Origin of the sequence: Streptomyces sp. NPDC015532 (genome assembly GCF_043078065.1) — a bacterium.
GTDB lineage: Bacteria > Actinomycetota > Actinomycetes > Streptomycetales > Streptomycetaceae > Streptomyces.
Map to the genome: position 1 here is coordinate 382,316 of NZ_JBIBSY010000003.1, position 12,477 is coordinate 394,792.

Below are 12,477 nucleotides of genomic sequence, written 5' to 3' on the forward strand. Positions count from 1 at the left end.
CGGGGGTTGGTATGTCGGGGTGGGACATCACGCCGTCCGGAGTCGGGGTTGTGGTCTCCCATGTGGGGGATGTGATGGGGGTCCTGGACGAGATCTTGCAGGGATATTCGGATGATCTGGAGGGTGCGGCCACCTCGGCCGGCACTCTCGCCCCGGGCGGGGCGAGCGGCGAGGGCAAGGGGCAGGGCGGGCTGGTGGCCGCAGCGCTGGCCGAGTTCGTCGAGGGTACGGCGGGCGACTTGCAGTTCATCGGCGTACGGATGGGGAAGTCGGTGACCGGCGCGGTGGAGGCCACCACCGCCTACGCGTCCGGCGATCTGGAGATGGCGGCCGAGGTGCAGCATCGGGCGGCTGGCCTGGTGGAGCCGGACATGCCGACCGGCTGGACGATGGGCCGGCTGTGATCGAGCCGGAGAACATTCCGCAGTTCACCGGTGATCTGGGGCAGTTGGACCACCACATCACCGCGTTGCGAGGCGAGGCGGACGGCATCCGGCAGGCCGGCGGGGCCGCCCACACCCAGTTCCAGCGCCTGTCCGCCTTCTACCACGCGCCCGAGGCGGAGGACCTGTTCGCCTCCACTGTGCCGGTGCGCGACCGTGCGGACGGCTTCGGCGACAAGCTCGCCACGGTCGCCGACGCGTTGGCGACGTATGCCACCGAGGTCGCGCCGATCGCCGCACGGCTCAAGCATTTGCAGAGCGAGGCGGCCACCTTCGTGGCGGGTCTGAAGACCAGCAGCGGCGCGTTCGACGAGAACTGGAGCCACGATCAGGACAAGGTCGACCAGCACCAGACCCTCATGAACGGGGTGGCCGAGGCCAAGGCGGCGTTCACCGCCGCCGAGATCGCGGCCAATAACAAGATCACCGCTCTGGTCGGCGGCACCCAGTACGTGATGGTCGGCGGCGGCAAGGCGCTGTTCATCCCGCGCGGTGTGGAACTCTACGGCTACACCGCCGACGCGCTGGAGCGGATGGAGAAGCTGCCCTGGGGCACGCCGGTGAGCAAGTCCCACAACTGGTGGGACCCCGATGACCTCGGCTATTACACCAAGAGCTTCGTCTGGGACGGGCTGATCGTCGACAACGTCTGGGGCACCATCGACGGTCTCGCCACCCTGACCGGCGTCCACGGCGGCGATGCCGCCGGAAACGCCTGGGAGGGCTTGGTCCGCGGGATTGTCGGTGCGGAAACGTATCTCATGGAATCCGGCGGGCAGAAGCCCACCGGCTTTCTGGCAAGTGACTTCGCCCAGGACAGCAAGGTGTACGCGAAGGAGTTCGGCAAGTCCTTCGTCGCCTGGGACATGTGGAAGGAGAACCCGGCACGCGCCGCGGCCACTGTCGTCTTCAACGGTCTGACCCTCGGCGTCGGCCCGCTGAAGGTCGCCTCTGCCGGACGGGTAGGCACCGCCGCCAAGGTCGCCTCCGTCACCGCCAAGATCGGCGACGCCATCGACCCGATCAACGCGGCCGTCAAGGTCACCACCAGAGGCATACCCAAGATCGCCGAGGTGACAGCCAACCTCCGCGGCCTGAACGGCATCCCGGACCTGCGCACCCCGCACAGCGCGCTGGAGCTCCCCAACGGAGCCAAAATCCTCGTCAAAGACGGCCAGTTCATCCGCGTCGACGACGCGGGAAGGGCCATCAGTGACACCCCGCTCCACGAACCGCCTGCCGACGCACGTGCCGCTCAGCACGAGACTCCCTCGGAGAAGGAGCTTGCGGGTGTTGGCGCGAGTTCCCGCGCCCGTGAAGCCACGGCTCACGTCAACGACGGCCCGTCGTCGCAGTCCAGCCACGGGACTTCTGGCAGTGGCGATACGTCTATCGGGCACAGCCGCGATATCCCGGACGGCACAGGCGCCTCGCATTCGGATGCCTCCGTGCCAGGCGGCGGTGACGCAGGAGGCCCACCAGTCGGCGGCGGTTCACATTTGCCCGACGGCCCCATGGAGCCTCGGGGCAACCTCCCCGACGGTTCCTGGGAAGGACCGCAAGGCCTGAGACTCAGTCCACAGGAGAACGCTGCCACCAGCCAGTTCATGGGACGGGCCTTGGCGACCGAGCCGCACATCACCGAGGCCATTCAAGCGGCTGCCGGTCACGTCGAGCACGGGAAGCTCAACGGTCTTGAGTACCGCATGAAGGGCGAGGATTCCCTCAAGCGCAAGGTCGCCACTGCCCTGCTCGAGGACGCCCGGCTGACACCAGAGCGTGCTCTGGCCAATATCAGAGATTCCCTTCGCTACACGGTCGAACTCCCCACCAGGGACTACTCTCACGGCGTTCAGCAAGCAGTTGACGAACTGCGCGCCCGGGGCTTCGAGAATGTCACGTTCAAGAACACCTGGGAGGGTTCGGGGTACAAGGGCATCAACTCCACCTGGCGGGAACCTTCGACAGGCCAGGTCTTCGAGGTGCAGTTCCACACCCCTGAGAGCTTTGCCGCCAAGATGGACACGCACGTCCTCTACGAGAAGGGACGCCTTCCCGGTATCTCCAGCGATGAATTCGCAGCCATTCAGGCTGAGCAGAACGAACTGTTCGACAGGGTTCCGGTTCCCCATGGAGCAGACTCGATCCGTCTCGACCACGATCTGCATGGCGCAGGGGGCACCGACGCACCCGACGTCGACTTGGGTCGACATGGTGACGAGTCTGTGCACGGGAATGGGCCGCCCCCGGAGCTCACTCCGGAGCAGCGAACATCTCATGACGCACATCTGCATGATCTTGCGCAGCGATACAGCGACGATTTCGACTGGCTGAAGCAGGACCCCGATCACAAGGGGAAGGTGAAGCCGTCGGAGATGGACGAAGCCCGCGTCGCGCTGGACCTACGCGAGAACGGGAAAGTGCCCACCGACATCCAGCGGCCTCCTGGAGCCAACCAGGGCGATCTCTATTCGCCGAGCACCGGAGAGTTCTACGACATCAAGGGAGTGCACTCCGACTGGCCCCCGCTCAACAACGTCCGCGACAAGTCGTTGCCGTTCAAGGGAGCGTACAACCCCGCGAACAACCAAGGGTGGGTGCGCAAGCTGGAGGATCAGATTGTCACGAGGCGGCGCATAGTTATCCTCGACATACGCAATGCCAACCAAGCGGCGATCAACGACGTCAAGTCGATCGTCGAGCAGCACGGGTGGAGTGATCGAGTTGTCTGGTATCCGTGACGTGAACCGAATCGTCCGGATGATGCCGCCCGATGCGGAGGCCGCTTCCGCCCTGCGGGAGTGGGTCGAGCAGGCGGACTCCCTTTTGGACGTCTCAGGACTCGACGTGTCCCAGGCAGATTTGTCAGGTGCGGATCTCGCCATGGGACTCCTGACGCAAACTGTCCTTCGGGGCACGAAACTCGTCGGCACCGACCTCTATCGGGCGAACCTGGATGGAGCCGTGCTGGATGAGGCTGACCTCTCCAGGGCGTCGCTGGTCAAGGCTGAAATCGATGAGGCCTCCCTGCGGGGCGCCACCTTGGACGAGGCAGACCTGGGTAGTACTGACCTCTGGGCCGTTGATGCGCGGTCGGCTCACTTCCGGGGAGCGAAGCTCGATGGCGCCTCCCTGATCGATGTCCAGCTACAGGGTGCCGATCTCACCAACGCGTCAGTGCGTGAGACATCCTTCAAGGCAGTGCTCGACGAACACACGGTCGTTCAGGGGCTCTCTGGCACGGTCTTCGGCCCCGCGGTCATTGACCAGGCAGGTGTGCGGCGAGAGATCAACGGACTGGAACTCGAGCGGTGGCTCAACAGCCGCGGAGCGAAGGTGCATGTTCTTGACCCGCGCTCTGGGGACATCACTTACTACGCGAAGTTCAGCGAGGGATACTCACGGAGCAACCCTCAGGGCATCGTCAGGCGTCGCATGGTGGACGGCGTGGCGCACGACGAGGCATTCACGAGAAACCTGCGCTGGGAGCCGACGGAGTACCTGCGGCTCTACGAGTTGGGGCACAACGAAGTCAACCGCGTGGAAATCACTGAAGCGGAAGCAACCGCGTTCATTCAAGAGGTCACCAGAGAGAACACATGACGGGCCTGGCAAGTGTGCGGCATGGCAACCAGGCAATTTATTGTGAATGGCAGGTAACCCGTGGCGGCGCAGGATTACGACAGCCAGTTGCTGGAGTCAGTGTCGGTGCGACGCCGACGGCTTCGGGATGCCGTGCTGTTCGGTGCACAGCGCCAGCGTCGGTCGGTCGATGAACGGTTGGGGAAAGTGTTCGCCGGGATCGTGATCGCGGCGGTGCTGTGCGCGGGGTGTGTGGGCTGGTCGTTCGTTTCCCATCGAGTCATCGGGAAGAGCCCGTATGGGGCGCCGGTGCAGCCGTCGTCTTCGCCTTCCGTGACCTCTTCGGCCCGATGATAGGTTCGAACGCGTGATATCTGCGGGGGCCATGAGTCGTACGACAAGGGGTGGGCGTACGGCGTTGAGCCGGGTCACCTTGGTCGGTGAGCGGCGGCGGGTCGATCTCGTCCTGCCGTCGCGGGAGCCGATCGGGCTGCTGCTGCCGGAAGTGATGCGACTGCTCGACGATCGCGCGTCGGCGCGGCCGGAGTTGCGGCATCTGGTCACCGTGGACGGTTCGGCGCTGGATCAGGACAGCACGCTGGAGTCGGCCGGGGTGCCGGACGGCGCGGTGCTGCGGCTGGTGAGGGTGGAGGTTGCCCCGTCGGCGCCGGTGGTGCATGACGTCACCGATGAGGTGGCCGACGATCTGGATGTGCGGACGTGGCGGTGGCGGCCCGCGGTGCGGCGTGTGGTGGCCGGGATGGCCACGGTGTTCTGGGCGCTGGCCGCCGGAGTGCTGGCTCGGGGCGCGTACGACCTGCCGGCAGTCGCTGGTGTGCTGCCCATCGCGGCGGTGGTGTCGGCGCTGGCCGGGGCCTTCTTCGGGCGGGCGCGGCAGCGGGGCCTGGCCACCACGTTGATCGTCACGGCCGGTTCGCTGGGCGTGCTCGGTGCGTGGACGTCGGCTGACGCGTACGGCTGGTCCGGCGCCGTGCGGCTGGCGGGTGTCGCGGCGGCCGTGGTGGCGGCGCTGTTGCTCGTGGGGTGGTTCTCGCCATTGGGACGTGGCGCGTTGATCGGGGCCGCGGCGGTTGCCGGATGTCTCGTACTGTGGGAGGTGGCGGCCGCATTGCAGGGCGGTGCGGAGACCGTGACGGGGCAGGCGCGGCTGGGTGCCGTGCTCGCGGTCGTGTCGGTGGTGGTGCTGGGTGTGCTGCCGCGAGTGGCGTTGATGGCGTCGGGACTGTCCTCGCTGGATGACCGGCGTACGGGCGGTGCGTCGGTGAGTCGCTACCAGGTGACTACCGCGCTGGCGGCCACCCATCGCGGGCTGGCCTGCGCCACGGTCGTCCTGGCAGCCTCCGCGGCTGCAGCGGGCGTTCTCGTGCTGCGGGAGCCGTCGGGATGGACTGTGCTGCTGGCCTTTGTCGCCACGGTGGTGCTGGCGCTGCGGGCGCGCGCCTATCCGCTGACAGTCGAGGTGGTCGCGCTTCTGGTGGCCGCTGCAGTCGTCACCGTCCGGTTGATCGTGGTGTGGCTGGGACACGCGGGAGCGGCGGGGCCCATCGCCGTGCTCGCCGTGCTGGCGATCGCTCCCCTCGCGGTGTTGGTGGTGGAGCCGGCCGAGCATGTGCGGGTGCGGCTGCGGCGTGCCGGTGACGTTCTGGAATCGGTGGGTGTCATCGCCCTGTTCCCGCTGCTCATCGGCATGTTCGGTGTGTACGGGCGTCTCCTCGGCACGTTCGCGTAGGGATCCGCATGACTGAAGGAGGGGACTGGCAGCGGGACGTGCTGCGGGAGTTGGCCGACACCCCCGCTGCACCGGCCAGCACCTCCCCACCGATGCCTCCGGCGCCGGTGGACCCGCGGCTCCCGAGCCCGCCGCCGCAACCGGCGTCCCCCACCCGGCCGGTACCCAGAGGAACCCGGGATCCGCGCCTGCCCCTAACGACCCCCGAGTCCGTACCGACCGTGGACCCACGACTCGCCCACGCGCTGGGCCGCCCCCAGCACGGTGACTCCCTGACGCAGCGCACCGGGCGTTCGCTGCGCAGGCTCACCACGTCGGCCGGGCAGGACGTGGCCGAACAGACGCACCTCGCAACAGAGTTGCAACGGCCGGTAACCACCGGGCGCATCATCGCCGTCACGTCCATCCGGGGCGGCGTGGGCAAGTCGACCGTCTCCGCGCTGCTGGGCCGCACCTTCAACCACTACCGACACGATCCCGTGCTCACGCTGGAGGCCGACGCGGCGCTGGGAACGTTGCCAGTGCGGATGGGGGCGGAGTCGGTGCGCTGGTCGTGTGCCGACCTCGCGCAGATACTCACCCCTGCAATGCAACTCACCGATGTCACGGGCTACCTGGTGCCGGTGGCCGACGGTGGTTGGCTGCTGCCCGCGGGTCAGGGGCGTGTCGGCGCGCCGATGGACGTACGCACGTACCGCACCGTGACGTTGGCGCTGCGGCGCTACTTCGCAGTGACGGTGGTGGACTGCGAGTCCTTGCCCGGTGACGTGGCGCGTACGGCGATGGATACCGCGCACGCCCGGGTGGTGGTCGCCCCGATGACCGCCGAGGGCGTCAATGGCACTCGCCAGGTCCTGAACTGGCTGGCCCAGCTTCCGCACGCGGCCCTGGCCAGTACCGCGGTGGCGCTCTCCGCGAGCTCCCCCGACACCACGCTCGACGAGAAGACGGCCGCCGCGCACCTGCGGGAGGCGGGCGTCGCCGTGGTCTCTCTCCCCTATGACCGGCATTTGGCCCAGGGAGGCCCCATCCACACCGTCATGCTGGGCCAGGCCACCCGGGACGCCGCCGTGCGCCTGGCCGCGGAGGCGATGCACCGGGCGGTGAGGGTGCGATGAGCCAGCACCGGATCCACCGGCCCGCGCGCTCCACCCGGCCCCTCGTCCCGGCCCAGCCACACACCATCGAGCCGCCGCCGAACCTGCCCGAGGGAAAGATCGGCAACGCGGCGACCGCGCTGCTGCCGATGGCCGGCGTCATCAGCTCGGTCGTGATGATGACCGTCATCCGCAACAGCCAGTTCGCCGCGCTCGGCGCGATCGTGCTGGTCTTCGCGCTGCTGGGCGCGGTGGCACGGTTCCTGTCCCAGCGCGGCAAGGCGCAGCGCACCCGGCGCACCCAGCGCGAACGCTACCTGGAGTACCTGGAGGAACTGCGCGACGAGCTCGGCACCGGGGAGCGGGAGCTGCGCCGACAGTCCCAGCTGCTCAATCCGCCACCCGAGGCACTGTACGACCTCGTACGCGATCCGGCACGGCTGTGGGAGCGGCGCCGCCATGACGCGGACTTCCTGCAGGTGCGGGTCGGCACCGGGGACGTACCGGTGCAGGAGCTGCTGGTCGGGCAGAACAGCACGGGCGGCGTCCTGACCCCGCCCGACCCCTTCATGCTCAACGAGGCGCGCGCCCTGCAGAACCGCTTCAGCACCGCGACGGACTTCCCGCTCACCGTGCCACTGGACCGGGCCGGAAACGTCAGCATCGTAGGCGACCGCGAGGGCGTGCTGCGGGTCGCCCACGCGCTACTGATCCAAACCTCCGTCACGCACGCCCCGGACGACGTCGCCGTCGCCCTCGGCATACCCGGCGAGAAGCTGGCCGAGTGGGAATGGGCCAAGTGGCTGCCCCACGTCCTCGATCCCAGCGAGCACGACGGTCCCATCGCCGCCCGCCGGATCGCACCCAGCCTGGCCGAGCTGGCCACGCTGTGCCGCCACGACCTGAGGCAGCGCGCCTCGTACGCGGCAGAGGTACGGCGCGGCCTATCCGACCGCAACGCACTGCGGATGACCGGCCGCCTACTGGTCGTCAGCGACGAGTACGGCGAGACAGCGACCGAACTTCCCCGCCCGGACACGGCCGTTGACCTGACCGACATGGGCGTCACCGTGCTGCACCTGCTGCAGCAACGAGTGCACGAACCCGACCAGGTGACCCTCCGCATCACTGTTGCCGGTGGCCAGGTCAGCGTGGAAGACCTGCGTGCGCCCTCGACGGTCTCGCAGGGGGCATCGGACGCGGTCAGCACTCCAGGAGCCGAAGGGCTCGCCCGAATGCTGGCCCCGCTCAGGTTGTCGGCGGAGTCCGCGGCTGAGGGCGCGCCGGTCTCCGGGCCGGTGGACTTCTCGGGCCTGCTGGGCATCGAGGATCCGGCCGCGCTGGACGTGGGCCGGCTGTGGGCGCCGCGCGGTGAGCGAGCGTTCCTGCGCGTACCCATCGGTTTGACGGATCGTCATGAGCCGGTGCTACTGGATCTGAAGGAGTCCTCCGAGCTCGGCATGGGCCCGCATGGGCTGTGCGTCGGCGCGACGGGCTCCGGCAAGAGTGAGCTGCTGCGCACTCTCGTCCTCGCGCTGACGGCCACCCACTCTCCCGAGGACCTGGCCCTTGTACTGGTCGACTACAAGGGCGGTGCCACCTTCGCCCCCTTCGCCGAGCTCCCTCATGTGGCCGGGGTGATCACCAACCTGGAGAACCAGGCCGGGCTCGTCGAGCGCGTCCACAGCAGCCTCGCCGGGGAGGTCAAGCGGCGCCAGCAGGTCCTCAAGGACGCGGGCAACATTGCCGACATCGGGCACTACGCCGCGCTGCGCGCCACCGAGCGGCCCGACCTGGCGCCCCTGCCGCACCTGTTCGTCGTCATTGACGAGTTCGGTGAACTCCTCACCGCGAAGCCGGACTTCATCGATCTGTTCCTGTCCATCGGCCGCATCGGCCGCTCCATCGGCGTCCACCTGCTGCTGTCCAGCCAGCGCATCGAGGGCGGCAAGCTCAAGGGCCTGGACACCTACCTCTCCTACCGCCTCGGGCTGCGCACCTTCTCCGCCGACGAGTCGCGCACTGTGCTGGACACCACCGACGCCTTCCACCTGCCGCCGCTACCGGGCTTCGGCTATCTGAAGGTCGACACCTCCACGTACGAACGTTTCAAGGCGGGCTACGTCTCCGGCGCCTACCGCGGCCCGGCCCTGCGCGACAAACGGAACGACGAGCCGCGCGCCTGGCCCTACCCCACATACAACACGCTCGACCCATCGCATGCGGACGCCGCGGAAGAACTCGCCGCCCCCAAGCGCGAGACCGGACCGACCGTGATGTCGGTCATGGTCGGCCAACTCGCCACCGCCGCCCCGCCGGTGCGCCGGATCTGGCTGCCGCCACTACCGGACGCCGTCACCCTCGACACTGCGGCCGGGCCCCTCGAAGCCGACACGGAAGGCCTTCGACTCGCTCACCGCGACGGCTCGATGCGCATTCCGCTCGGCATCCTGGACGACCCGGCCAAGCAGCGGCAGCGGTCCTGGCTGCTGGACTTGACCGTCGCGGGCGGCCACACGGCTGTCATCGGCGGCCCGCAGTCCGGCAAGACCACCCTGCTGCGTACCCTGGCCCTCTCCCTGGCTCTCACCCACACGCCGTACGACGTCGCCGTGTACGGCCTCGATCTGGTCGGCGGCGGCCTGTCCGTGCTGGCCGGGCTGCCGCATGTCGGCGGCATCGCGGGACGCGCCGACCACGAACGGGCAGCGCGTACCGTCGCCGAGGTCCGCACGATGCTCGGCGAACGCGAGGATCTCTTCCGCGCGTACGGCATCGACTCCATCGACCAGCTGCGCCACCTGCGCGCCCAGGGCCAGCTGCCGCAGCTCGGCTCGACCGACATCGTGCTGCTCGTCGACGGATTCGGCGCGCTGCGCGACGAGTTCGCCAACCTGGACGACGCTGTGGCCGACCTCCTCAAGCGCGGCGGCGGCTACGGCATCCACGTCGTCGCCGGGATGTTGCGCTGGAACGACGTCCGCATCGCCACCCAGTCGATGTTCGGCACCCGCGTCGAACTGCGCCTCAACGACCCGGCCGACTCGTCCATCGACCGCAAGCTGTCCGAGACCCTCTCACCCGACACCCCCGGCCGGGTCCTGACCGACGGAAAGCTGTTCGCACAGGTCGCGCTGCCCCGTATCGACGCCTCCCCGTCCACGGGCGACCTCGGTCCGGCCCTTGAGAAGGCCGCACGGACCATTCGCGCCACCTGGCACGGTGAACTAGCGTCTCCGGTAAGGGTGTTGCCGACCCGACTGCCCACCCCACGGCTGCCGTCCCTGGCGGCCGAACCCCGGCGTGTGCCGATCGGCATCGACCAGGACGCTTTGGCTCCCGCCCTCCTCGACCTATTCGGGAGCGATCAGCATCTGCTGATCCTCGGCGACAACGAGTGCGGCAAGACAAACCTGCTGAAGCTGATCGTCTCTCAACTGGTGGATCGATACGGCGATGAGGAGTTGGTCTTCGGCGTCTTCGACCCACGGCGCGGCCTGCGCGGCGTGGTCCCCGAGCCCTACCGCGGCGGCTACGCCCACAACGCGAAGCTGGCCGCCGCGCTGGCCACCGGCATCGCGACCGAGCTGGAGAAACGCCTGCCGGAGACGGCGGACCCCGACGCGGCCGATACGGAGCCCTCGTTCACCGGACCGCGGATCGTGATCCTCGTCGACGACTACGACATCCTCACCACCGCCGGCCAGCAGCCCCTGGCCCCCTTCCTGCCATACATCTCCTCCGCCCAGGACATCGGCCTGCACTTCGTCATCGCCCGCCGCACCGCCGGGGCCTCCCGTGCCCTGTACGAACCCCTGCTCACCACCCTGCGGGAGACCGGCACCACCGCCCTTCTCATGACCGGCGACCGCACCGAGGGCCAGCTCTTCCCCGGCCTGTACGCCTCCGCACAACCGCCCGGCCGCGGCACCCTCATCCGCCGCGGCCGCCACCACCAGCTCATCCAGACCGCCCTCACCGACGAAGACCCGGGATCCGCGCCGTGACCAAGGACGTCATCGCCCTCACTTCAAAGATGCCGGACCTGCGCACACTCCTCGCAGGCCTCTACGCCGGCGGCCCCGAACTCGGCGTGAACACCCTGGCCGACGGCGCCGTCATCCAGCTCTGCGCCCCCGACGGCCGCCCCCTCGTCTCCGTCGAAGCCCCTATCCTCATCCAGGTCCCCGGCGAAACCGCCCGCCTCCTCGGGACCGGTCCGGATCTCCCGGACAGCCCGGTGTGGTGGACCGAGGCCCGCGCCTCCACCGCCGTCGCGGAGGGCGGCCGGCTGGCAGGGTCCTTCGCCGGACGCCTCGCCACCGTCCTGAACGGCACGGTCTGGCCCCCAGAGGCGGCCTCGACCGACGTTGTCCCGCTCGCCACGGACGTCGCAGCGGTCCCCGTCCCCGCCACGTCGGCCCCGGCAGTGGACGTCCTCACCACCAAGGCTGCCGTGGTCATCCAGGACCGCCCCCTCGTCACCATGACGAGCTGGCTCTCCGACGCCCTGCGCGGCGCGACCACCGACGACCGCGCCCTGCAGATCGTCACCCCACCCACCACCCGCCTGACCCTGCCCACCCGCACCGCCCTGCACGGCCATCCCAACCGCTGGGTCGTCCAAGACCCGGACCACGGTTTCTACGACGGCCTCTCCGGCGCCCTACTCCACTGGAGGGGCGGCACCTTCACCCCCGTCCTCGACGAGAACGGCACCGCCTCCGCCGCCAAGGCCTTCACAGCCACCAGCACTGACGCCGATGAACGCCAGCTCATCCTCTCCCAGCGCACCCGGCACCCCGCCGACGAAGACCTGATCCTCGGCCGCGCCCTGGAAACCGCCTGGCAGCACCTCACCGGCACCCCACCCGCCGGCTGGAGCACCGCAGAACCCGTCAACCTTCCCTGGTCCACCCGCCAGTTGACGGACCTCGCCCGCAACCGCGCACCCCAACCGACCTGGCTGATCGCCGTCGGTCACCCCGGCCGCCCGGCCATCGCCACCGTCCGCATCACCCGCACCCCCGCAGGCGTCGAAGAGGACATCACCCTCACCCTCGGCTACGGCAAGGACGAAACCCCGCCCCTCGACGCCATCGAGCCCCTCGCTGAAACCCTCGCCACGCAGCACGGCCTCACCAGCATGCTCACCTCACTGCGGAGCGCTCGCCGCGACCTCACGATTCCCCCGCGCTTCGAGGCCCCGCCCGTCCCCGTCTCGTTCACGCTGGGTTCCGAAGCGGTCCGGGACGTCGGCCTCGCCCAGGCCCTCCGGCCACCCCTCAACCTCTCGTCCAGCCGACTGGGCCCTCCAACCGAACCCGCCCTCCACTACCTACTCGGTGACGGCACCGACCCCCGCACTTGGAACACACTCCAGCAGCTCACCCGCCATCTGAAGGGGGCATGACAGCCCCGGACCTGGATGACTGGCCACGTGGCGGACATGAAGAGAGCCGCGGTGGCCGACTCGATCGGTGGAGACGTCGCGGCCTTCGGCCAAGACCCGCTCAGCTTCAAGCCCGTCTTGGACTTCGCCTCCCGCCTCCCCTGGCAGGAGCATGAAGGTCTTCGAAGTTGAGCGGTGCCTTGTCGGTGTGTG

Annotated in this window: 8 protein-coding genes; all 8 read left to right on the forward strand. The window is 68.9% G+C overall.

Annotated elements, in window-relative coordinates; genetic code table 11:
• Positions 1-11 precede the first annotated feature (11 nt).
• Genes ACF07B_RS12955 through ACF07B_RS12990 form a run of 8 tightly spaced genes read left to right on the forward strand, consistent with a single transcriptional unit; the run spans position 12 to position 12,285 of the window.
• Positions 12-404, forward strand: a complete 393-nt coding sequence (locus ACF07B_RS12955; RefSeq protein WP_392178979.1) for a DUF6507 family protein — start codon at positions 12-14, stop codon at positions 402-404.
• On the forward strand, positions 401-3,184 hold the full coding sequence (locus ACF07B_RS12960) for a hypothetical protein (protein WP_392178980.1): 2,784 nt from the start codon (positions 401-403) through the stop codon (positions 3,182-3,184). The genes ACF07B_RS12955 and ACF07B_RS12960 overlap by 4 nt, the downstream gene beginning before the upstream one ends.
• The gene (locus tag ACF07B_RS12965; RefSeq protein ID WP_392178981.1) at positions 3,159-4,046 is read left to right on the forward strand and encodes a pentapeptide repeat-containing protein; all 888 of its coding nucleotides are present in this window, start codon (positions 3,159-3,161) and stop codon (positions 4,044-4,046) included. The genes ACF07B_RS12960 and ACF07B_RS12965 overlap by 26 nt, the downstream gene beginning before the upstream one ends.
• A 60-nt stretch (positions 4,047-4,106) precedes the next feature.
• Positions 4,107-4,379, forward strand: a complete 273-nt coding sequence (locus ACF07B_RS12970) for a hypothetical protein (RefSeq protein ID WP_388140643.1) — start codon at positions 4,107-4,109, stop codon at positions 4,377-4,379.
• 31 nt (positions 4,380-4,410) lie between these two features.
• Positions 4,411-5,775 (forward strand): type VII secretion integral membrane protein EccD, encoded by a 1,365-nt coding sequence (gene eccD, locus ACF07B_RS12975; protein WP_392178982.1) that lies wholly within the window; start codon positions 4,411-4,413, stop codon positions 5,773-5,775.
• An 8-nt stretch (positions 5,776-5,783) separates the two neighbouring features.
• A complete protein-coding gene (locus tag ACF07B_RS12980) occupies positions 5,784-6,893 on the forward strand; it encodes a hypothetical protein (RefSeq protein WP_392178983.1) in 1,110 nt (369 codons plus the stop codon).
• Entirely contained in the window at positions 6,890-10,879 is a 3,990-nt protein-coding gene (eccCa, locus tag ACF07B_RS12985; protein WP_392178984.1) for a type VII secretion protein EccCa, read from the forward strand. The genes ACF07B_RS12980 and eccCa overlap by 4 nt, the downstream gene beginning before the upstream one ends.
• Positions 10,876-12,285, forward strand: coding sequence for a DUF6177 family protein (locus ACF07B_RS12990; RefSeq protein WP_392178985.1), 1,410 nt, complete (start codon positions 10,876-10,878; stop codon positions 12,283-12,285). The genes eccCa and ACF07B_RS12990 overlap by 4 nt, the downstream gene beginning before the upstream one ends.
• Positions 12,286-12,477 lie beyond the last annotated feature (192 nt).